Raw genomic sequence first — 23,015 nt, 5'->3', positions numbered from 1 at the left:
GCCCCCGTCCCCTGGTGGCCGACCGATCGTCCCCGGCCCTCCCCCGCGGAGGGTCGGCGGCCGTTCTCAGGTCCGCTTGCGGAAGCGGGCGACGGCGAGCGGGGCGAAGATCGCGGTGCAGGCCGCCGACCAGATCAGCACGACCATCACCGGGTGGGCCAGCGGCCCCTCGCCGTTGAGCAGGGAGCGGGAGGCGTCGGCGAGCGCCGACAGCGGGTTGACCTTGGTGAAGGTCTGCAGCCAGCCCGGCATGGTGTCGGTCGGCGCGAAGATCGAGCTGCCGAACTGCATCGGCATCAGGACCAGCATGGACACGCCCTGGACGGCCTGGCTGCTGCGCAGCGCCATGCCCAGCAGCATCGAGACCCAGACGATCGACATGCCGAACACCAGCGACAGGCCGACGGCGGCCACGACCTCCAGCGGACCGGTCTTCACCTCGAAGCCGATGCACATCGCGAAGCCGATCAGGATCACGAAGGAGAGCAGCGCCCGGCAGGTCTCGGCGGCCATCTTGGAGAGCAGGACGGAGGCCCGGCCGATCGGCAGGGTCCGGAAGCGGTCCATCACGCCGGTCTGGAAGTCGCTGTTCAGACCGGTGCCGACGGCCATCGCGAGGGTGAGGCCGGTCTGCCCGAGCAGGCCGGGGATCATGTACTGCTTGTAGGAGTCCTGGTCGCCGGAGACGGCGCCGCCGAAGACGTAGACGAACAGCACGGTGAAGATGACCGGCATCAGCACGGCGTCGAACATCGACTCCGGGTCGGCCTTGATCCGCATCAGGTTGCGCCGGGTCAGTGCGCCGACGTGGCGGAAGGTGCCGGCCAGGCCGATCCGGGAGTCCTCCACCCGGGCGGGGGCGACGGTGGCGGTGGTCATGCGACGGGCTCCTTGGCGAGGCTGGGGGCGGCGTCCGCGGTGTCGGCGGGCTTGCCGGTGATGGCGAGGAAGACCTCGTCGAGGCTGGGCACCTTGGTGTCGATGCCGGCTATCGCGAAGCCGCGGCCGCCGAGCACCCCGATGACGGCGGTCAGCTGGTCGTCGTTGGTGATCGGCACCGCGAGCAGTCCGGTGTCGGTGGAGACGGTGGCGCTGGTGATGCCGCGGTCGTGCAGGCAGCGGGCCATCTCGGGCAGTTCGGCCGGGTGGACGGCGCGGACCTGCAAGGTCTGGCCGCCGACCTTGGCCTTGAGCTCGGCCACGCCGCCGTTGGCGATCACCCGGCCGCGGTCGATGACGGTCAGCTCGTCGGCGAGCTGCTCCGCCTCCTCCATGTACTGGGTGGTGAGCAGCACGGTGCTGCCCTCGGCGACCATCCGCTGGACCTCGTCCCAGACCTCGTTGCGGGTGCGCGGGTCCAGGCCGGTGGTGGGCTCGTCCAGGTAGAGCACCCGGGGGCGGCCGATCATGCTGGCGGCCAGGTCGAGGCGGCGGCGCATGCCGCCGGAGTAGGTCTTGGCGGGCCGCTTGGCGGCCTCGGTGAGCGAGAAGCGCTCCAGCAGTTCGGCCGCCCGGGCCTTGGCCTCGCGGCTGGGGAGGTCGAGCAGCCGGCCGATCAGGTAGAGGTTCTCGTACCCGGAGAGGAGTTCGTCGACGGAGGCGTACTGCCCGGTGAGGCCGATGGTGCGGCGCAGCTGCTTGGGCTGGCGCAGGACGTCGTAGCCGCCGACGTACGCGGTGCCGGCGTCGGGCTTGATCAGGGTGGAGAGGACCCGGACCAGGGTGGTCTTCCCGGCGCCGTTGGGGCCGAGCACGCCGAGCACGGTGCCTTCGCGGACGGTGAGGTCGACCCCGTCGAGGGCCTTGGTGGTGCCGTAGTGCTTGACGAGGCCGCGGACTTCGACGGCGTTGCCCGCGGCGGTCCCCCGGTCGTTCGGGGCGGTGGCGATTCGTGTCATGCCCCCAGGTTGTCCGGCCCGGCTGTCAGCGGGCTGTCACGGCGGGGGCGGGCCCGGCGCCGCGCTGTCAGACCGCTGTCACCGGGGGAGCGGGCACGACAGGGCGGGTACGACAGGGCGGGTACGACGGAGCGGGCACGACAGGGCGGGTACGACGGCCCGGGTACGACAGCGGCCCCGCTCCCCGGGTGGGGGAGCGGGGCCGTCCGGGGGTGTCAGCGGAAGCTGTGCTCCGCCGCCGGGAAGGCGCCGCCGCGGACGTCCTCGGCGAACGCGCGGGCGGCGTCGCCGAGGACGGTCCGCAGGTCGGCGTACTGCTTGACGAACTTGGGCACCCGGCCCGCCGTCATGCCGGCCATGTCGGTCCAGACCAGGACCTGGGCGTCGGTGTCGGGCCCGCCGCCGATGCCGACGGTCGGGATCGTCAGCTGCTCGGTGACCTGGGCGGCCAGCTCGGCCGGCACGGCCTCCAGCACGACCGAGAAGGCGCCCGACTGCTGGACGGCCTTGGCGTCGCGCAGCAGTTGGTGGGCCGCCTCGTCGCCGCGGCCCTGGACCGGGTAGCCGCCGAAGGCGTGCACGGACTGCGGGGTGAGGCCGATGTGCGCCATCACCGGGACGCCGGCCTCGACCAGCAGCTCGATCGAGCGGGCGCTGCGCTCCCCGCCCTCCAGCTTGACCGCGCCGACCCCGGCCTCCTTCATCAGCCGGGCCGCGTTGCGCATGGCCTGCGCGGGCGACTCCTGGTAGGAGCCGAACGGCAGGTCGGCGACGATCATCGCGCGCTTGGTGCCGCGGACGACGGCGGCGGAGAGCATCACCATCTGATCCATGGTCACCGGCACGGTGGTCTCGTAGCCGAGGTGGCAGTTGCCGGCGGAGTCGCCGACCAGCAGGACGGGGATGCCGGCCTCGTCGAACACCCCGGCGGTGAGGGCGTCGTAGGCGGTGAGCATCGACCACTTCTCGCCGCGCTGCTTGGCGGTGGCGAGGTCGCGGACGGTGACGCGGCGGCTGGTGACCCCGCCGTAGAGGGTGGCGGTCGCCGCCTGGTTCTGGGCAGGCGAAGGCGAAGAAGCGTTCATCGAACGTACTCCTGAAGGGTTGTCGTCTCGTGGCGCCGTGCGGCGTCCCCGGATCACCTCCATGCTTGCACGCCCCGGCGTGCGCGCAAAGGGGCGTGCGGGCGGCCGGGTGCGATCTGCGGCACACCGGCGAGCGCGGGCGGCCCCGGGCTTTGCCGCGTTTTTACGAAACGGAGTCGTCTCGTATCGTAATGGCCGCTACGCTGGTGCCGGGGGGTTACGAGACGACCACGGCTCGGAATTGCCCGCCAGTGCCACACCACCACGGACGGGAAGACCAATGACCACCGCAGCCGCGCCACCCCGTGTGCCGGAAGCCATCCACCGTCGGCGCTGGGCGATCCTGTGCACCCTGGTGCTCGCCCTGCTCGTCGTCGTCCTCGACAACTCGATCCTCAACGTCGCGATGAAGACCATCGCGACCCCGGCGCCGGTCGGCCTCGGCGCCAGCCAGAGCGACCTGGAGTGGTCGATCAACTCCTACACCCTGGTGTTCGCCGGGCTGCTCTTCACCTCCGGCCTGCTCGGCGACCGCTTCGGCCGCAAGCGCGCGCTGCTCGGCGGCATGGTGGTCTTCGGCATCGCCTCGCTGCTCTCCGCGCTGGCCGCCTCGCCCGGTGAACTCATCGGCTACCGCGCCCTGATGGGCGTCGGCGCCGCGCTCGCGATGCCCGCCACGCTGGCCATCATCATGAACGTGTTCGAGCGCTCCGAGCAGCCCAAGGCGATCGGCATCTGGGCCGGCGCGGTCGGCCTGGCCATCGCCATCGGCCCGATCACCGGCGGCCTGCTGATCGAGCACTTCTGGTGGGGCTCGGTCTTCCTGATCAACGTCCCGATCGTGATCGTCGCGGTGATCGCGATGGTCGTCCTGGTGCCCGAATCCAAGGACCCGAGCCCCGGCAAGCTCGACCCGATAGGCGTGCTGCTGTCGATCATCGGCCTGGTCGCGCTGATCTACGGCATCATCAAGGGCGGCGAGCTGGCCGATTTCACCGCCGCCGAGGCCTGGGTGCCGACGCTGATCGGCGTGCTGGCGCTGGCCGCCTTCGTCTGGTTCGAGCGCCGCACCCGCTTCCCCGCGCTGGACGTCACCTGGTTCCGCAACAAGGTGTTCAGCGCCTCCGTCGTGGTCGTCGGCGTGGTCTTCTTCGCGCTGATGGGCGTCTCGTTCTTCGGCGTCTTCTACATCCAGAGCGTGCGCGGCTACAGCGCGCTCCAGGCCGGCCTGCTGATGCTGCCGCTGGCCGTCGCCCAGCTGGTGTTCGCGCCGCGGGCCCGGCTGGTGGTCGACCGCTTCGGCGTCGCCGCCACCGCCGCCGTCGGCATGCTGCTGATCGCGGTCGGCTTCGTCGGCTACACCCTGCTGGGCGTCGACACGCCGATCTGGGTGCTGATCGTGCTCGGCCTGCTGATGGGTACCGGCATGGCGCACGTCATGCCGCCGGTCACCGTCGCGATCATGGGCTCGCTGCCCCGCGAGAAGGCCGGCGCGGGCTCGGCCGTCAACAACACCTTCCGCCAGGTCGGCGGCTCGCTCGGCGTCGCCGTGCTCGGCGCGGTGCTCTCCACCGTCTACCGCGACGGCATGGCCGACACGCTGAACCAGCTGCCCGACGACCTGCGCGGCAAGGCCGGCGAGTCGCTGGAGGCCACCCTGGCCATCGCCGAGCGGATGGGCCCCAAGGGCGCCGCGCTGATCGGCCCGGCCGACGACGCCTTCGTCAGCGCCATGCACGTGGTGGCCTCGCTCTCGGCCGGCATCACGGTGGTCGGCGCGCTGATCGCCTGGTTCCTGCTGCCGCGCCGGTCGGCCGCCCCCGGCGGCCCGGCCGGGAAGGCCGGGAAGGCCGCCGAGCGGCCCGACCAGAGCCGCGAGGCCGTGGTCGCGGACGCCTGACCTGCGATCGCACTGAGCGACAATGGCCCTGTCGCCCGGGTGAACCCCCCGGGCGGCAGGGCCGCGGTCCAGGACGGCGGCAGCCACCCGGCCCGGTCCACGGACCACCATCGGAACGGTCCACGGACCACCATCGGAAACGGAACGGCGTCCGCGCGCCACGTGGACAGCGAGGGAGAGCAGCGGGGATGAAGACGGACACCCCGGCCGCAGGGGCCGAACAGCCCTGCGCCGCCGTACGCCGCGGCCGACCGCGCAGCGAGGCCGCCGAACAGGCCATCCTCGCCGCCGTCGAGGACCTGATGGCCGCCGGCACCGCGCTGTCCGAGCTCACCATCGAGGGCATCGCCGCCGCGGCCGGCGTCGGCAAGGCCACCATCTACCGGCGCTGGCCCAACAAGGAGGCCCTGCTGGTCGACGTGGTCAGCCGACTGGAAGTCCCGATGCCCGCGCCGACCGACGGCACCGCCCGGGACCACCTGATCGAGATGATCGACTACATGCGCCGGCGCGGCCTCGCCAAGCGCTCCCGCTGGGTGCTCAAGGCCGCCCTCGGTCAGATGCAGGGCCTGCCCGACCTGTACAGCGCGTACCGCGAGCGGGTGATCAAGCCGCGCCGGGAGGCCGGGCTCGCCCTGATCCGCCGCGCCATGGACGAGGGCGTGCTCCGGTCCGACCTCGACGTCGAGCTGCTCGGCGACATGCTGATGGGCCCGATCCTGTACCGCAGCATCCTGTGGGACGACTCCGACCTGGAGGATCCGGACCTGGCCCGCCGGATGGTCGACTCGCTGCTCGAAGGCCTGGCGCCGCACGCGGCCGCCGGCTCCCGCAGCTGAACGCGCCCCCGCACTCCGCACCCGCACGACTCGCACCGACCTGCGCCGACCTGCACCGACCTGTACCGATCTGCGCCCGGCGTGGTCTGGCTCACCAAACCGGGCCACGCCGGAACCCGCTCCGACGGCCCCGCGTCTGTCCCGGCATAGGCTGAGCCGGGTATCCGACCAAACCGGCACCAGTCCGGCACCGCCCGTACCGCACGGGCCGGACACCGGACCGGCGACGGCACGAACGACGGGAGCCACGGATGACGCAGGCGGACAGGACCGACCGGAGCACGGCCGGGCCCTGGGGCGAGGAGGACGCCCCGGCCCCCGCGGGCCGTCCCGGAGGATTCCTGGGCCTGCGGCACTGGGGCCGGGACGGCCGCGGAGCCACCACCTGGCGGCGCGGCCTGGTCGTCGCCGTGCTGGCCGTGCTCACCGCCCTGCTGATGGCCTTCCACGCCGACGTTCCCAACAGCGCAGGCAACCTCGGCAGCCTGCTGGAGACCTTCCTGCCCTGGCTGGGCCTGGCCGTCCCGGTGCTGCTGGTCCCCGCGCTGCTGCGCCGCTCCGCCACCGCGCTGATCGCGCTGCTGCTGCCCGTCGCGTTCTGGCTCAACCTGTTCGGCGGCCTGCTCAGCGACAAGAGCGGCGGCTCCGGCGACTGGACGGTGGTCAGCCACAACGTCGCCGCCGCCAACACCGACGTGCCGGGCACCGTCCGCGGCCTGGTGGCCTCCGGCGCCCAGATCGTCGCCCTCCAGGAACTGGCCGGCAAGCCGCTGCGCGGCTACGAGAGCGGGCTCGCCGAGGCGTACCCGTACCACGAGGTGGAGGGGACGGTCGGCCTCTGGTCGAAGTACCCGATCAGCGGAGTCACGCCGGTGGACCTCAAGATGGGCTGGACCAGGGCGTTCCGGGCCCAGGTCGCCACCCCGCAGGGCCCGGTCGCGGTGTACGTCGCGCACCTGCCGTCGGTGCGGCTGAAGGCCGAGGGCGGCTTCACCGTCGACCAGCGGGACGTCAGCGCGCAGGCGCTCGGCGACGCGATCCAGGCCGAGCCGGTGAAGAAGGTCCTGCTGCTCGGCGACCTCAACGGCACCATGAACGACCGCAGCCTGGCGCCGATCACCTCGCAGATGCGCTCGGCCCAGGGCGCCGCCGGGGACGGCTTCGGCTTCAGCTGGCCGGCGTCCTTCCCGATGGCCCGGATCGACCAGATCATGAGCAAGGGCGGCCTCACGCCGGTCGACTCCCGCACCCTGCCCCGGGACGGCAGCGACCACCTCGCGGTGGCCGCCACCTACCGGTACCAGGAATGACGCTCCTCAGCCCCGCCGCCAGCGGTTGGTGATCGGCAGGCGGCGGTCCCGGCCGAAGTTCTTGACCGAGATCTTGGGGCCCGGCGGGTACTGCCGCCGCTTGTACTCGGCGGTGTCGACCAGCCGGACCACCCGGTCCACCACGGCCGGGTCGAAGCCGGCCGCCACGATCGCGTCCCGCCCCTCGTCGCCCTCGATGTAGCGGGCCAGCACGCTGTCCAGCAGGTCGTAGTCGGGCAGCGAGTCGCTGTCCTTCTGGTCCGGCCGCAGCTCGGCGGACGGCGGCTTGGAGATGGTGTTCTCCGGGATCGGCGGCACCTCGCCGCGCCGCTCGGCCTCCTCGTTGCGCCAGCGGGCCAGCCGGAAGATCAGCGACTTGTAGACGTCCTTGATCGGCCCGAACGCGCCCACCGAGTCGCCGTACAGGGTCGAGTAGCCGACCGCCAGCTCGCTCTTGTTGCCGGGCGCGAGCACGATGTGCCCCTCCTGGTTGGAGATCGCCATCAGCAGGGTGCCGCGCAGCCGGGACTGCAGGTTCTCCTCGGCCAGGCCGGTCAGCTCGGTCGCGCCCAGGTACGCGTCGAACATCGGGGCGATGGAGACGGTGCGGTAGTGCAGCCCGGTCCGGCGGGCCAGCTCGGCCGCGTCGTCCCGGGAGTGCTGCGAGGAGTAGCGGCTGGGCATCGAGACGCAGTGGACGTTCTCGGCGCCGATCGCGTCCACCGCGATGGCGGCCACCAGCGCCGAGTCGATGCCGCCGGAGAGGCCGATCAGCACCGACCGGAAGCCGTTCTTGGTGACGTACGCCCGAGTGCCGGAGACCAGCGCGGCCCAGATCTCCGCCTCGTCGGACAGTCGCGGCGCCACCTCGGGGGCCGGCGGGTCCGCGGGTGCGGACTGCGGCTCGCCGCCCAGCTCGGTGCGGACCAGGTGCAGCCCGTCGCTCAGCAGCAGGCCGTCGGTGTGGTCGTCGCCGGCGGCCGGCAGGTCGAGGTCCAGCACCAGCAGGTGCTCCTCGAACTGCGGGGAGCGGGCCAGCACTTCGCCGTCCGCGCCGACCACGATCGAGTCGCCGTCGAAGACCAGCTCGTCCTGGCCGCCGACCATGTTGACGTAGGCCAGCGGGCAGCCCGCCTCGGCGGCCCGGCGCCTGACCAGCTCCAGCCGCTGGTCGTCCTTGTTCCGCTCGTACGGCGAGCCGTTGACCACCAGCAGCAGCCCGGCCCCGGCCTCGCGGGCCGCGGTGACCCGGCCGCCGTCCTGCCAGATGTCCTCGCAGATGGCCAGCGCGACGTCCACCCCGTGCAGCCGCAGCACCGGCAGCTGGTCGCCCGGGACGAACCAGCGGTACTCGTCGAACACGCCGTAGTTGGGCAGGTGGTGCTTGGCGAAGCGGGTCACCACCTCGCCCCGGTGCAGCACGGCGGCGCAGTTCTGCGGGGAGCCAGCCGGGCGGCCGAACCTCGGCGAGGCGTGCTCGGAGCGCCCGAGGTAGCCGACCACCACCGGGACCTCGCCCAGGCCGTCGGCGGCCAACCGCCCGGCCAGCTCGACCAGCGCGCCCCGGGACGCCTCGACGAAGGAACTGCGCAGGGCGAGGTCCTCGACGGGGTAGCCGGTCAGGGCCATCTCGGGGAAGGCGACCAGCTGGGCGCCGGCCTCCACGGCCTGCTTGGTCCAGCGCACCACCTCATCGCTGTTGCGGGCGATGTCACCGACCCAGGGGTCGATCTGGCTCAGGGCGAGACGGAGATTGGGCATGCCCCGAGTGTAATCGTCGATCTGACGCAATGTGCTGCCCGGGGGGTCGGACCGGGGTCCGCACTGCCGTCCCGCCCGGCGATCGGCCATGATGGGGGCAGTCGCTTCCGGGGGTCTTCCGGGCGTAACGCAAGCGTAAAGAGCAGAGGTGAGACTGTCCCCATGGGCAAGCAGCAGCAGTTCGTGCTTCGGACGCTTGAGGAGCGTGACATCCGGTTCGTCCGGCTGTGGTTCACCGACGTGCTCGGGTTCCTGAAGTCGGTCGCGGTGGCTCCGGCCGAACTGGAGCAGGCCTTCGAGGAGGGCATCGGCTTCGACGGCTCGGCGATCGAGGGCTTCGCCCGGGTCTACGAGTCCGACATGATCGCCAAGCCGGACCCGACCACCTTCCAGATCCTGCCGTGGCGTTCGGAGACCCCCGGCACCGCCCGGATGTTCTGCGACATCCTGATGCCCGACGGCTCGCCGTCCTACGCCGACCCCCGGTTCGTGCTCAAGCGCACCCTGGAGAAGGCCTCCGCGCAGGGCTTCACCTTCTACACCCACCCCGAGATCGAGTTCTTCCTGCTGAAGAACCTGCCCGGCGACGGCACCCCGCCGATCCCCGCCGACCAGTCCGGCTACTTCGACCACACCCCGCGCGGGGTCGGCCACGACTTCCGCCGCCAGGCCATCACCATGCTGGAGTCGATGGGCATCTCGGTGGAGTTCTCCCACCACGAGGGCGCCCCCGGCCAGCAGGAGATCGACCTGCGCTACGCCGACGCGCTGTCCACCGCCGACAACATCATGACCTTCCGCCTGGTCATGAAGGAGGTCGCGCTGGAGCAGGGCGTGCACGCCAGCTTCATGCCCAAGCCGTTCTCCGACCACCCCGGCTCGGGCATGCACACCCACCTGTCGCTGTTCGAGGGCGACCGTAACGCCTTCCACGAGACCGGCGCCGAGTACCAGCTCTCCAAGGTCGGCCGCTCCTTCATCGCCGGCCTGCTCAAGCACGCCGCCGAGACCGCAGCCGTCACCAACCAGTGGGTGAACTCCTACAAGCGGATCTGGGGCGGCTCCCAGCGCACCGCCGGCGCCGGCGGCGAGGCCCCGTCCTACATCTGCTGGGGCCACAACAACCGCTCGGCGCTGATCCGGGTGCCGATGTACAAGCCCGGCAAGCAGGGCTCCACCCGGATCGAGGTCCGCTCCCTGGACACCGGCTGCAACCCGTACCTCGCCTACGCCGTCACCCTGGCGGCCGGCCTCAAGGGCATCGAGGAGGGCTACGAGCTCCCGCCGGGCGCCGACGACGACGTCTGGGCCCTGTCCGACTCCGAGCGCCGCGCCCTCGGCATCCAGCCGATGCCGCAGAACCTCGGCGAGGCGATCGACCTGATGCAGCGCAGCGAGCTGGTGGCCGAGACCCTCGGCGAGCACGTCTTCGACTTCTTCCTGCGCAACAAGCGGCAGGAGTGGGAGGAGTACCGCTCCGAGGTCACCCCCTTCGAGCTGCGCAAGAACCTCCAGGTGCTCTGAGCCCCGAGGCCTCTCAAACACCCCCGGGCCCGCTGTCGTCCGATCGGATGACAGCGGGCCCGCCCGCTTGGGTGGATCGTTTCTCCAATGGCGGAATGTGAAGATCCGGTGACGGACGGTTGTGGTCCGATGGGCGTGCTCGTCCGTTCCGTCCCGAGAGGATCCCATGCCCTCCTCCACTGTCGGCCGCGCCGCCGCGGCCCGCCTGCTCGCCCGCAGGGCCGCCGTCGCGGGCGCCGCCCTCGTCGCCGTCGCGAGCCAGTTGCTGACCACGCCCGTCGCCGACGCCCGCGGCTCCGGCTCCGGCTCGTCGAACCCGCAGCCGCGCGCCGAGACCATCGCCGAGAACCCGCTGCCGTTCACCACCCGTTTCCAGGGCGACTTCCACGGCTCCGTCACCCGGATCAGCAACTCGCTGATGACCTGTGACGAGACCAAGGCGCCGGTCGACCCGGCGCAGCCGCCCTGCGAGGACGCCCGCAAGGGCCTCGGCAGCATGCCGATCAACAACAAGTACGAGATGAAGTACATCAACATCGACCCGGGCTCCATCGGCCCGCTCGGTGACCCGATCTACTCCGCCAGCTCCGCCGACCTCGGCCTGCTCGACGGCTCCAACGTCAAGTACGCCCGGCTGTACTGGGGCGGCACCCGCGGCATCGACGGCACCGTGCTGCCGGAGAACCAGATCGACGAGGTGTACCTCAAGGTCCCGGGCGAGAACCAGTACCGGGACATCGCCAACGACCAGCCGTCCATCGGCTACATCACCACCGACGTGGAGAGCAGCTACCAGGCCTCCGCCGACATCACCGACCTGGTGAAGAACGCCGGCAACGGCACCTACACCGTCGCCAACATGGACTCGGTGGTGAAGCCGCACAGCTGGGGCGGCTGGACGATCGTCGTCGCGTACGAGAACGACTGCAAGCCGATGCGCCACATCCACCTGTGGGACGGCTTCCAGGTCGAGCTGCCGGACAGCCCGACGCGGCAGATCAAGCTCGAAGGGCTGCAGACGCCGAAGGAAGGCCAGCTCCACGGCAAGCTCGGCTGGGTGGTCTACGACGGCGACCTCAAGTGGACCGGCGACACCCTGTCGGTGAAGTCCACCAACGGGCCCGAGTCGCTGTTCTCCGACGTCAACCACGCGCCGGACGACGCCTTCAACTCCACCATCGAGGAGCTGACCCCGGCCGACCAGTTCGCCCGCAACCCGTACAACCGCAACAACTTCGGCTACGACTCCAACCGCTGGGACATCTCGCCGTTCCTGCGCAACGGGGACACCGACCTCACCGCCACCTTCAACACCCAGAAGGACGGCTACGACATCGGCGTCTTCTACGCCTACGTCAACCTGGACGGCTCCACGGACGCCTGATCCGCCGCCGCCCGGCGCCGCTGCCGCACCACCCGCACCGCGCGGGCCGGCAGCGGCGCCGCCGCGTTCCCGCCGGGCCGGCGCCCCGAACCGCGCAGCAGCCGCTCGCACGGCCGCTCCACCCAGCGGAACAGGCCCGCCGCCACCACCAGCGACCCCCCGGCCAGCAGCAGCCAGACCCCGAGCGCCGCCGCCCCGGGCGCCGGGCGGCCCAGCTCGGCGAGCCAGCAGCGGATGCCGATCTCGTGCACCAGGTACCAGGCGTACGACCACTCGCCGAGCCGCACCGCCGTCCGCCCGGCTAGGCCCTGGCCCGGCAGCCGGGGCGCCGAACCGGCCGCGTCCCGCTGGGCCGCCGCCACCAGCAGCGCCGCGAACAGCGCCGCCGGCACCAGCTGGGAGGCGCTGTACGGGCCCCACCACAGCCCGTCCGGGACGGCCGCGTGCCAGGGCACCAGCAGCAGGTGCCAGCCCGCCACCGCCGCGGCCGCGACGCCGAACCGCACCCGGGGGAACAACCCGTGCCGCACCGCCAGCCCGACGGCCACCCCCAGGACGAACTGCGGGGTGCGGGCCAGCGGCAGGTAGTCCAGCAGCCAGCCGCGCACCGTCGGATCGGCCGGCAGCAGCGCGCCCGCCGCCCACAGCGCCGGCCCGAGCGCCGTGCACACCGCAGCCACCGGCAGCCAGGCGCGGCGGCGCGGCGCCAGCACGCGCAGCAGCAGCGGGAACAGCAGGTAGAACCAGGCCTCGGCGCCCAGCGACCAGGACGCCGGATTGCCGCCGTACACCGTCGCCGGCGCCCACGGGTGCACCAGCAGCAGCGACCAGAGCGCGGCCGCCACCGGCAGCGCCGTGCCGATCGCGGCGTCCGCGCCCAGCGACAGCACGGTGCTCAGCACGTGCAGCGGCCAGATCCGGGCGAACCGGCGGCGGGCGAACGCCCCGGCGGGGACGGGCGAGCCGTCGTACGTCCAGGCGAGGACGAAACCGGACAGGACGAAGAAGAACGTCACCCCCGAACGCCCGTACCAGGCGAGCGGGTCGAGCACCGGCAGCCCGCCGACCTTGCGGGAGAGGTGGTAGAGCACCACCAGCAGGGCCGCCCAGAAGCGCAGCCCGGTGAGCGAGGGCAGGCGGCTGGGCATCGGCGCTCCGGAGTGGGTGGGACGGTCGGCGCCGGGAGAACGAGCGCGGCGGGCCCGGGGTCACGGACGGGCGGCGCGGCGCGTGGCGGCGGACCGTTCACCGGTCGTGTTCACCGGTCGTGTCCGGCGCCGGGCCGTCAGGGCGCGTAACCTGCTGGGGCGGACGGATGGAGGGGCCATGGCGATGGAGGAGCAGCGGGCCGGGAGCCGGGTCAGCCGGCCGGAGATCAGGCTGGTCAGGCGCGGGTTCACCGACCCGGCGCAGGCGGTGCGGCTGCTGGCGGGCCCCGGTCTGGAAGGCCTGGCCGACGACCCCGTGCTACTCGACGCGCTCGGCGCCACCGCCGACCCCGACCTCGCCCTGCTCGGCCTGGCCCGGCTGCTGGAAGCCGCCGACCAGGCCGAACGGCACACCCTGCGCGACACCCTCACCACCTCCAAGCCGCTGCGCGACCGGCTGCTCGGCGTGCTCGGCGTCTCCACCGCGCTCGCCGACCACCTGGCCCGGCACCCGCACGACTGGCACATGCTGGTCACCTTCGAACTGCGCGACATGCACCCCGGCCCGGAGGACTTCCGCCGCGCGCTCGCCGAGGGCGTCCGGCGCGGCCGGGAGGGCGGCCGCAGCCCGGCGGACGCGCTGCGCGTCGCCTACCGCCGCTGCCTGCTCGCCATCGCGGCCCGCGACCTCACCGGCACCACCGACCTCGCGCAGACCGCCGCCGAACTCGCCGACCTGGCCGGCGCCACCCTGCAGACCGCCCTGGACCTCGCCGCCGAGCAGGACCCGGACGCCGCCCGGGCCTGCCGGCTCGCCGTGATCGGGATGGGCAAGTGCGGCGGCCGCGAACTCAACTACGTCTCCGACGTGGACGTCATCTTCGTCGCCGAGCCGAGCGAGGGCGTGGACGAGTACGAGGCCGTCAAGGCCGCCACCCGGCTCGCCGCCGCCCTCACCCGGCTCTGCGCGGACACCACCGGCGAGGGCACCATCTGGCCGGTGGACGCCAACCTGCGCCCCGAGGGCCGCAACGGCCCGCTGGTGCGCACCCTGGCCAGCCACCTCGCCTACTACCAGCGCTGGGCCAAGACCTGGGAGTTCCAGGCGCTGCTCAAGGCCCGTCCGGTCGCCGGGGACGCCGAACTCGGCGCCGCCTACGTCGAGTCGCTGGCCCCGATGGTCTGGCAGGCCGCCGCCCGGGAGAACTTCGTCACCGACGTGCAGCAGATGCGCCGCCGGGTGATCGACTCGATCCCCGCCACCGAACTGGACCGCCAGCTCAAGCTCGGCCCCGGCGGGCTGCGCGACGTCGAGTTCTCCGTCCAGCTGCTCCAGCTGGTGCACGGCCGCACCGACCCGGCGCTGCGCAGCGGCAACACCTTGGAGGCGCTGGCCGCGCTCTCCCGCGGCGGGTACGTCGGCCGGGCGGACGCCGTCTCGCTGGACACCGCGTACCGCTTCCTGCGCTCCCTGGAGCACCGGATCCAGCTCTACCGGCTGCGCCGCACCCACCTGATGCCCACCGGCGCGGAGGACCTGCGCCGGCTGGCCCGCTCGCTGACCGCGCTGATCAACGACGACACCCGCTCCGACCCGGTGGCCGCGCTGCAGCGCGAGTGGAAGCGGCACGCGGTGGAGGTCCGGCGGCTGCACGAGAAGCTGTTCTACCGGCCGTTGCTCGACGCCGTCGCCGAACTGCCGCCGGCCGCGGCCGGGTTGACCCCGGACGCGGCCCGGGCCCGGCTGGAGGCGCTGGGCTACGCGGACCCGGCCGCCGCGCTGCGCCACCTCAGCGCGCTCGCCTCCGGGGTGAGCCGCAAGGCCGCGATCCAGCGCACCCTGCTGCCGGTGCTGCTCGGCTGGTTCGCCGACTCGGCCGACCCGGACGCCGGGCTGCTCAACTTCCGCCAGGTCTCCGACGCGCTCGGCCGCACCCCCTGGTACCTGCGGCTGCTGCGCGACGAGAGCGCCGCCGCCGAGCAGCTGGCCCGGGTGCTGTCGGCCGGCCGGCTCGCCCCCGACCTGCTGCTGCGCGCCCCCGAGGCGGTCGCCATGCTGGGCGACCCGCAGGGCCTGGCGCCGCGCGGCCGGGCCGCCCTGGAGCAGGAGATACTGGCCGCCGTCGGCCGGGCCGGATCCACTGCCGCGGCCGTCGCCGCCGCCCGCTCGGTGCGCCGCCGGGAGCTGTTCCGGACCGCCGCCGCGGACGTCCTCGGCCGGCTCGACGAGGACCCGGCCGAGGCGCTGGACACGGCGGGGGAGGCGCTGACCGCGCTCAACGCCGCCACCCTCCAGGGCGCGCTGCGGGCCTGCACGGCCGGTTGGGAGGCCGAGCACGGCGACCTGCCGACCCGGATCGCGGTGATCGCGATGGGCCGGTTCGGCGGCCGCGAACTGGGCTACGGCTCGGACGCCGACGTGCTCCTCGTCCACGAGCCGCTGCTCGGCTCGCTGGAGCAGGACGCCGCCCGGGCCGCCCAGGCGGTCTGCCACGAGCTGCGCGCCCTGCTCGGCGCGCCGTCCACCGAGCCGCCGCTACTGGTCGACGCCGACCTGCGGCCGGAGGGGCGCAGCGGCCCGCTGGTGCGCACCCTCGCCTCGTACGCGGCGTACTACCGGCGCTGGTCGCACGCCTGGGAGAGCCAGGCGCTGCTGCGCGCCGAGCCGGTGGCCGGGGACGAGGAGCTGGGCGCGCGGTTCCGGCTGCTGATCGACCCGCTGCGCTACCCGGGCGACGGGGTGCCGGAGCGGGACCTGATGGAGATCCGCCGGATCAAGGCGCGGATCGAGGCCGAGCGGCTGCCGCGCGGCGCCGACCCGACCACGCACACCAAGATCGGCCGCGGCGGGCTGGCCGACGTGGAGTGGACGGTGCAACTGCTCCAGCTCCAGCACGGGCACGAGCTGCCGGCCCTGCGCACCACCCGGACCAGGGCCGCGCTGGCGGCCGCCGCCGAGGCCGGGCTGGTCGGACGGGCTGACGCGGAGGTGCTGGACGCGGCCTGGGTGCTGGCCTCCCGGGTGCGCGCGGCGGTGATGCTGGTGCGCGGCCGCCCCGGCGACAGCTTCCCCGGGGAGGCCCGGGAGCTGTCCGGGGTGGCCCGCTACCTCGGGTACGGCGCCGGACACAGCGGCGAGCTGGTGGACGACTACCGGCGGACCACCCGGCGGGCCCGGGCGGTGGTGGAGCGGCTGTTCTACGGGGGCTGAGGCCCGGGCACGTGAAAGGGGCCCCGGTCGGGGGCCCCTTCGGCTCGTTCAGGTCCACCGGTCGTCCAGGCCTGGCGGTCGTCCAGGCCTACCGGTGGTTCGGGTCTACCGGCGGGCGCTGGTCGCCGCGGGTTCGCTCCACTGCTCGGGGACGGTGATCGGCTCCTCCGCCGTCTCCCGGGCGGGCACCTGGGGCAGTTGGAAGACCCAGGAGTGGTACAGCCAGCGGGCGGTGAGGAAGCCCACGGCCAGGCAGAGCTCGCCGCCGACGGCGTCCATCCAGAAGTGGTTGGCGGTCGAGACGATCACCGTCAGGGTGGCCAGCGGGTAGAGCAGGCCGAGCACCCGGACCCACGTCCGGCGGGCCAGGAAGAAGATGGCCAGCCCGCACCACATCGACCAGCCGATGTGCATCGAGGGCATCGCCGCGTACTGGTTGGACACGTGCGCGGCGGGCCCGGAGGCCATCGAGCCCCAGGTGCCGTGGACCTTCACGGTGTCGATGAAGCCGCCGTCGGTCATCAGCCGGGGCGGTGCGAGCGGGAAGAAGAAGAAGCCGACCAGGGCGATCGCGGTGGTGGCGAACAGCACGGTGCGGGCGGCGACGTAGCGGCCGGGGTGGCGGCGGTAGAGCCAGACCAGCACGCCGATCGTCACGACGAAGTGCAGGGTCGCGTAGTAGTAGTTCATCCCGGTGATGAGCCACCCGACGCTGTCCACGGCGTGGTTGATCGAGCGCTCGACGGCGATGCCCAGCGACTGCTCCAGGTCCCAGATCCAGCGCGCGTGCTTCTGGGCTATCGAGGCCTGTTCCGGGACGGCGTTGCGGATGATCGAGTAGATCCAGTAGCTGATCCCGATCAGGGCCAGTTCGAACCAGATCTTCGGTCGGGCCGGTGAGCGCCGTTGGTCCCGGATGCGGCCGCGCAGTGCGGCGATACGGGACTGGGCGGTGCGGGTGGCTCCGTCGGGCCGGCGTCCGGAGGAGGCCGACCGTGCTCCGGAACCGTCACCGCGCGCCGCTTCGGCGCGCTGTGCGCGGCCGTGCTGGATCTTGGTCGGTTCCCCCATGGACGAGAAGTCTGCCAGACGTCCCGTTGCCGTCCGATCATCCTCTGGCAGTGGATTCTTCACCGGCTGTCCCCCTTGAGGGGTAGGGGGCGGCTCCCACCGGGGTAGGGGGTGCGGTCGAGTCTGGTGCTTACCGGTGGGACAGGCATACGTCCCATTGTTACGCCGACCGCTCCGAGGGAGTAATCGGGGTGGCAGGAACGGTCCTGGCCTGGAGTTTCCCGGTACGAAACGGTTTCTGCATCTTGCTGAAACATATTGCAGGCCGCTAGCTTCCAGGGAACTCGCTCACCCCTTCCCCCTAAGGGAGACCCTCAGTGGCCGATGTCCGGCTCCGCCCCCGGCGGAGCACCCCCCGACGCAGACCCGGCCGCACGGCCGTCCTGCTGGCCGCCGCACTGACCGCCGCCACCCTCGGCAGCGCACCCGCGGCCCTCGCCGCCGCCCCGCCGGCCCCGCCCTCGGACGCCGCCCTGGCGGCCACCGCCGGGCGGCACGACCTCACCCGCGAGCAGTTCTACTTCGTGCTGCCCGACCGCTTCGCCAACGGCGACCCCGCCAACGACACCGGTGGCATCGTCGGCGGGCGGCTGGACCACGGCTTCGACCCGGCCGACAAGGGCTTCTACCACGGCGGCGACCTGGCCGGCCTGGTCCAGCGGCTCGACTACATCCAGAACCTCGGCACCACCGCGATCTGGATGGCCCCGATCTTCAAGAACAAGCCCGTCCAGGGCAGCGGCGACCAGACCTCGGCCGGCTACCACGGCTACTGGATCACCGACTTCACCCAGGTCGACCCGCACTTCGGCACCAACGAGCAGCTCAAGGACCTGATAGCCAAGGCCCACGCCCGCGGCATCAAGGTCTTCTTCGACGTCATCACCAATCACACCGCCGACGTCATCGACGACGCCGAGCAGCAGCACGGCTACCGCTCCGTCGGCGCCTACCCGACCCTCGACGCCGACGGCAACCCCGTCGACGAGACCGCGATCGCCGACGCGGGCGCCCCCTGGCCGCGGCTCACCAAGGACTCCTTCCCCTACACCCCGGTCTTCCGCAAGCCCGCCGACGCCACGGCCAAGACCCCGTCCTGGCTCAACGACCCCGCGCTCTACCACAACCGCGGCGACTCGACCTTCGTCGGCGAGTCCGCCACCGAGGGCGACTTCAGCGGCCTGGACGACCTCGACACCCAGAACCCCCGGGTGGTGAAGGGCTTCGAGAAGGTCTACCAGCAGTGGGTCAAGGACGCCGGCGTGGACGGCTTCCGGATCGACACCGTCAAGCACGTCGACATGGCGTTCTGGCAGCAGTGGGCGCCCGCGCTCAAGGACTTCGCCGCCAAGCAGGGCAACAAGAAGTTCTTCATGTTCGGCGAGGTCTACTCCGGCGACCCGGCGATCACCTCGCCGTACGTCACCAAGGGCAAGCTCCAGGCCACCCTGGACTTCCCGTTCCAGGGCGCCGCCCGCAGCTACGTCTCCCAGGGCGGCTCGGCGAAGAACCTCGCCGACGTCTACGGCCAGGACTACCGCTACACCACCGCCGACACCGACGCGTACGAGCTGCCGACCTTCCTCGGCAACCACGACATGGGCCGGTTCGGCTCCTTCCTGCTCGCCGACGACCCGGGCGCCGACGAGGCCACCCTGCTGAAGAAGGACCGGCTCGGCAACGAGCTCCAGTTCCTCACCCGCGGCCAGCCCGTCGTCTACTACGGCGACGAGCAGGGCTTCACCGGCGCGGGCGGCGACCAGGACGCCCGGCAGGACATGTTCGCCTCGAAGACGCCCTCCTACAACGGCGACCGGGTGCTCGGCGGCCCCTCCGGCCCGGCCGACCGGTACGGGCAGGGCGGTGGGCTCTACCAGGGCGTCGCTGCGCTGGCCAAGCTGCGCCGCGACAACCCGGCGCTTGCCGACGGCGCCCAGATCGAGCGCTACGCCGCCGACGGCGCGGGCGTGTACGCCTTCTCCCGGATCGACGCCGGGCAGCAGACCGAGTACCTGGTGGCGGTCAACAACGCCGCCGAGGCGAAGACCGTCACCCTGGACACCTTCTCCGCCGGGATGGGCTTCGACCGGATCTACCCGTCGGCGGGGGAGAAGACGACCTCCGGTGCCGACCGCAAGGTCACCGTGACCGTGCCGGCGCTCTCCTCGGTGGTGTTCAAGGCGGGTGCCGGGCTCGCGCCCACCACGGCGGCGCCGCAGCTCTCCGTGCAGCCGCCGGCCGACGGTTCGAGCGGCACCGTCACCGTCGGCGCCACGACCGGCGGGGGCGGTTTCAACCGGGTCACCTTCGCGGCCCAGATCGGCACCGGGCCCTGGCAGACCCTGGGCACCGCCGACACCGGGAAGAACCTGGTCACCCAGGACCTGAGCGCCACCGCCCCCGGCACGGTCGTCCGCTACAAGGCCGTCGTCCAGGACTCCAGCGGGCGGCTGCGCTCCGCCACCGCGAGCTTCACCACCGGTGCCCCCGCACCCAAGCCGGTGCCCACGGCCGGCGCCCGCCCGTACGCCGTCGTGCACTACAACCGGCCCGACGGCGACTACGACGGCTGGAACCTCTACGCCTGGGGCGACCTCGCCGACGGCGAGGCCACCCAGTGGCCCGCCGGGCACGCCTTCACCGGTCGGGACGCGTACGGCGCCTTCGCCTACGTGAAGCTCAAGCCCGGCGCCTCGGACGTCGGGTTCGTCGTGGAGAAGAACGGTGTCAAGGACGTCGACGCCGACCGCCACCTCGACGTCGGCGCCACCGGCGAGGTCTGGCTCCGGCAGGGCGACCCGACCGTGCGCACCGCCGACCCGGGCCCGGTGAACACTCCGCCCGCCAACACCGCCGTCCTCCACTACAACCGGGCCGACGGCGACTACGACGGCTGGGGCCTGCACGACTGGACCGGCGCCGCCACCCCCACCGACTGGGGCAAGCCGCTGATGCCGGTGCGCCGCGACGCCTTCGGCGCCGTCTTCGAGGTGCCGCTGGCCCCCGGCGCGACCAGCCTCAGCTACATCCTGCACAAGGGCAACGACAAGGACCTGCCCACCGACCAGTCCCTGGACCTCGCCGTCGACGGCCGCGAGGTGTGGCTGCTCGGCGGCCGCGAGGGCCACCTGCTGCCCCAGAACGCCGCCGCCTCCGCGCAGGTGGACCTCGGCACCGCCAAGGCCCAGTGGATCGACGCCAGGACCGTCGTCGTCCCGGCGGCCTACGGCGCGGGCGACGCGGCCCTGGCCGGCGGCACCAGCGCCCAGCTGGTGTACGACCCCGAGGGCGGCATCCGCGCCGACAAGGGCGTGCTGACCAAGCCCGGCCGGTGGATCCGGCTCAACGCCGTCCAGAGCGGCCTGACCGCCGCGCAGAAGGCCGCGTTCCCGCACCTGGCGGGCTACCGGGCCTTCACCGTGGACGCCCGGGACACCACCCGCGTCCCGGCCGCGCTGCGCAGCCAGTTGCTGTTCACCGAACACCTGCCCAGCGGCGCCGTGCTGGCCGCCACCGGCGTGCAGACCCCCGGCGCGCTGGACGACCTGTACGCCCGCCGCACCGGCCGGGTGGACTTCGGCCCGGCCTACTACCAGGGCAAGGTGGCGCTGTCGGTGTGGGCGCCGACCGCGCAGGAGGTGTCCGTCCAGGTCTTCGACGGCGCGACCGGCGGCACCCCGAGGACGCTGCCGCTGAAGCTGGACGACGAGACCGGCGTCTGGGAAGTCGTCCGCGACAAGGGCGAGTTGGACGGAAAGTACTACCTGTACCAGGTGAAGGTCTGGGCGCCCTCGGTGCAGCAGGTGGTGGTCAACACCGTCACCGACCCGTACTCGGTCGCGCTGTCCACCGACTCCGGGCGCAGCCTGGTCGCCGACCTCGCCGCCAAGGAGCTCAAGCCCGAGGGCTGGGAGGAGCAGACCGTCCCGAAGGCCGTCCCGCCGGCGCAGCAGCAGATCCAGGAACTGCACGTCCGGGACTTCTCGGTGGAGGACGGCAGCGTCCCGGCCGCCGAGCGCGGCACCTACCTGGCGTTCACCGAGTCGCAGTCGGCCGGCATGCGGCACCTGCGGGAGCTCGCCCGGGCCGGGGTGACCACCATCCACCTGCTGCCGACCTTCGACATCGCCACCATCCGGGAGAACCGGGCCGACCAGAAGCTGCCGGCCTGCGACCTCAAGTCCCTGCCCCCGGACGGCCCGAAGCAGCAGGAGTGCGTGGCGGCCGTCGCCGCCGACGACGCGTACAACTGGGGCTACGACCCGTTGCACTACACCGTGCCGGAGGGCTCGTACGCCACCGAGCCGAACGGCACGGCGCGCACCGTCCAATTCCGGCGGATGGTGCAGGCGATGCACGAGGCCGGGCTGCGGGTGGTGCTGGACGTGGTCTACAACCACACCGCCGCCAGCGGCCAGGCCGAGCACTCGGTGCTGGACAAGGTCGTCCCCGGCTACTACCAGCGGCTGGACGACAACGGCAAGGTCACTGCGGACAGTTGCTGCGCCGACACCGCGCCCGAGCACGCCATGATGAACCGGCTCGTGGTCGACTCGGTGACCACCTGGGCCCGCGAGTACAAGGTCGACGGCTTCCGCTTCGACCTGATGGGCCTGGACCCGAAGTCCACCATGCTGGACGTGCAGGCCGCGCTGCGGAAGATGACGCCCGCCTCGGACGGCGTCGACGGGAAGAACGTCTTCCTCTACGGCGAGGGCTGGAACTTCGGCGTCGTCGCGAACGACGCCCGGTTCGAGCAGGCCACCCAGCTCAACCTGGCCGGCACCGGCATCGCCACCTTCGACGACCGGATCCGCGACGCCGCCCGCGGCGGCAACTTCATGCTGAACTCCGCCCCGCAGCAGGGCTTCGCCTCGGGCCTGTACACCGACCCCAACGGCTCGCCCGCCAACGGCACCCCGCAGGAGCAGAAGGACCGGCTGCTGCACCAGATGGACCAGCTGAAGGTCGGACTGACCGGCAACCTGGCCGGCTACTCCTTCACCGACAGCTCGGGCCGGGCCGTCACCGGCGCGCAGGTCGACTACAACGGAGCCCCGACCGGGTACGCGGCCAAGCCGGGCGAGGCGGTGGAGTACGTGGACGCCCACGACAACACCGACCTGTTCGACGCGCTCGCGTACAAGCTGCCGACCGGCACCGCGCCCGCCGACCGGGCCCGGATGCAGGCGCTCGGGCTCTCGCTCACCGCGCTCACCCAGGGCGCGGGCTTCGCCCAGGCCGGCAGCGACCTGCTGCGCTCCAAGTCGCTGGACGCCAACTCCTACGACTCGGGCGACTGGTTCAACGCCATCCACTGGGACCCGTCGCAGGGCAACGGCTGGGGCCGCGGCCTGCCGCCGGCGGCCGACAACAAGGAGATGTGGCCGACCGCGCAGTCCCTGCTGGCGAACCCGCGGCTGACCGTGGGGGCGGCCGAGATCCGCGCGACCTCCGCGCAGTACCAGGAGTTCCTGCGGATCAAGCGCTCCTCGCCGCTGTTCTCGCTGCCCACCCTGGCCGCCGTCCAGCAGCGGCTGTCCTACCCGCTCTCCGGCACGCCCGGTGAGACGCCCGGGGTGATCACCCTGCACCTGGACGGCACCGGGCTGAAGGGGGCCGAGAAGGGCGTCACCGTGGTGTTCAACGCCACGCCGACCGCGCAGGCGCAGACCGTGGCGGCCCTGAAGGGGACGGGCCAGGCGCTGCACCCGGTGCAGGCGGGCGGCGCGGACGCGGTGGTGAAGCAGTCCGGCTTCGACGCCGCGACCGGCACCTTCACCGTGCCGGGCCGCACCGTGGCGGTGTTCGTCCAGGGCTGATCGACGAACGCCGGAACCCCGTGGTCCCGCACCGCCGCCGTGGCGGTGCGGGACCCGTTTCG

Annotated in this window: 13 protein-coding genes; 7 read left to right on the top strand and 6 right to left on the bottom strand. The window is 72.6% G+C overall.

The genetic code is table 11. From position 1 onward, the window contains the following. Window positions 1–66 precede the first annotated feature (66 nt). The 3 genes from ACIPLC_RS03620 to panB all read right to left on the bottom strand — a co-directional run bounded on the left by ACIPLC_RS03620 (window position 67) and on the right by panB (window position 2,983). Window positions 67–879: an ABC transporter permease gene (locus tag ACIPLC_RS03620; RefSeq protein ID WP_400470727.1), complete on the bottom strand. Its 813-nt coding sequence runs from the start codon at window positions 877–879 to the stop codon at window positions 67–69. Beyond that, window positions 876–1,898: an ATP-binding cassette domain-containing protein gene (locus tag ACIPLC_RS03615; RefSeq protein ID WP_400470725.1), complete on the bottom strand. Its 1,023-nt coding sequence runs from the start codon at window positions 1,896–1,898 to the stop codon at window positions 876–878. The genes ACIPLC_RS03620 and ACIPLC_RS03615 overlap by 4 nt, the downstream gene beginning before the upstream one ends. Before the next feature lie 215 nt (window positions 1,899–2,113). After that, complete coding sequence (gene panB / locus ACIPLC_RS03610; protein WP_400470723.1) at window positions 2,114–2,983, bottom strand: 3-methyl-2-oxobutanoate hydroxymethyltransferase; 870 nt, start codon at window positions 2,981–2,983, stop codon at window positions 2,114–2,116. 280 nt (window positions 2,984–3,263) lie between these two features. Here panB and ACIPLC_RS03605 point away from each other — a divergent pair, with 280 nt between their 5' ends. The 3 genes from ACIPLC_RS03605 (at window position 3,264) to ACIPLC_RS03595 (ending at window position 7,032) form a co-directional block, all read left to right on the top strand. After that, entirely contained in the window at window positions 3,264–4,883 is a 1,620-nt protein-coding gene (locus tag ACIPLC_RS03605) for an MFS transporter (protein ID WP_400470721.1), read from the top strand. A 188-nt stretch (window positions 4,884–5,071) separates the two neighbouring features. Continuing rightward, window positions 5,072–5,722 (top strand): TetR/AcrR family transcriptional regulator, encoded by a 651-nt coding sequence (locus ACIPLC_RS03600; RefSeq protein ID WP_400470719.1) that lies wholly within the window; start codon window positions 5,072–5,074, stop codon window positions 5,720–5,722. A gap of 437 nt (window positions 5,723–6,159) precedes the next feature. Beyond that, window positions 6,160–7,032, top strand: coding sequence for an endonuclease/exonuclease/phosphatase family protein (locus ACIPLC_RS03595; protein WP_400471229.1), 873 nt, complete (start codon window positions 6,160–6,162; stop codon window positions 7,030–7,032). A gap of 6 nt (window positions 7,033–7,038) precedes the next feature. Here the strand turns inward: ACIPLC_RS03595 and ACIPLC_RS03590 are convergent, their stop codons facing one another. Beyond that, window positions 7,039–8,793, bottom strand: a complete 1,755-nt coding sequence (locus tag ACIPLC_RS03590) for an NAD+ synthase (protein ID WP_400470717.1) — start codon at window positions 8,791–8,793, stop codon at window positions 7,039–7,041. A 162-nt stretch (window positions 8,794–8,955) separates the two neighbouring features. Here ACIPLC_RS03590 and glnA point away from each other — a divergent pair, with 162 nt between their 5' ends. Together glnA and ACIPLC_RS03580 are read left to right on the top strand one after the other, a co-directional pair. Further along, complete coding sequence (gene glnA, locus ACIPLC_RS03585) at window positions 8,956–10,317, top strand: type I glutamate--ammonia ligase (RefSeq protein ID WP_363580876.1); 1,362 nt, start codon at window positions 8,956–8,958, stop codon at window positions 10,315–10,317. Window positions 10,318–10,483: 166 nt separating this feature from the next. Continuing rightward, window positions 10,484–11,701: a hypothetical protein gene (locus ACIPLC_RS03580; protein WP_400470715.1), complete on the top strand. Its 1,218-nt coding sequence runs from the start codon at window positions 10,484–10,486 to the stop codon at window positions 11,699–11,701. Here the strand turns inward: ACIPLC_RS03580 and ACIPLC_RS03575 are convergent. Continuing rightward, window positions 11,668–12,849 (bottom strand): acyltransferase family protein, encoded by a 1,182-nt coding sequence (locus ACIPLC_RS03575; RefSeq protein ID WP_400470713.1) that lies wholly within the window; start codon window positions 12,847–12,849, stop codon window positions 11,668–11,670. The two genes, ACIPLC_RS03580 and ACIPLC_RS03575, sit on opposite strands and share 34 nt — an antisense overlap. Window positions 12,850–13,027: 178 nt before the next feature. Here ACIPLC_RS03575 and ACIPLC_RS03570 point away from each other — a divergent pair, with 178 nt between their 5' ends. Continuing rightward, on the top strand, window positions 13,028–16,060 hold the full coding sequence (locus ACIPLC_RS03570; RefSeq protein ID WP_400470711.1) for a bifunctional [glutamine synthetase] adenylyltransferase/[glutamine synthetase]-adenylyl-L-tyrosine phosphorylase: 3,033 nt from the start codon (window positions 13,028–13,030) through the stop codon (window positions 16,058–16,060). Window positions 16,061–16,165: 105 nt separating this feature from the next. On the opposite strand, the gene ACIPLC_RS03565 is transcribed toward ACIPLC_RS03570, so the two are convergent. Then, window positions 16,166–17,131: a phosphatase PAP2 family protein gene (locus ACIPLC_RS03565; RefSeq protein WP_400470709.1), complete on the bottom strand. Its 966-nt coding sequence runs from the start codon at window positions 17,129–17,131 to the stop codon at window positions 16,166–16,168. 317 nt (window positions 17,132–17,448) lie between these two features. On the opposite strand from ACIPLC_RS03565, the gene pulA reads away from it, so the two are divergent. Then, window positions 17,449–22,953 (top strand): pullulanase-type alpha-1,6-glucosidase, encoded by a 5,505-nt coding sequence (gene pulA / locus ACIPLC_RS03560; protein WP_400470707.1) that lies wholly within the window; start codon window positions 17,449–17,451, stop codon window positions 22,951–22,953. Window positions 22,954–23,015 lie beyond the last annotated feature (62 nt).

Source organism: Kitasatospora sp. NPDC086801, assembly GCF_044745805.1.
Taxonomy (GTDB): Bacteria; Actinomycetota; Actinomycetes; order Streptomycetales; family Streptomycetaceae; genus Kitasatospora.
The sequence above is the reverse complement of the archived record's forward strand: the minus strand, read 5'-3'. Positions and strand labels throughout refer to the sequence as shown.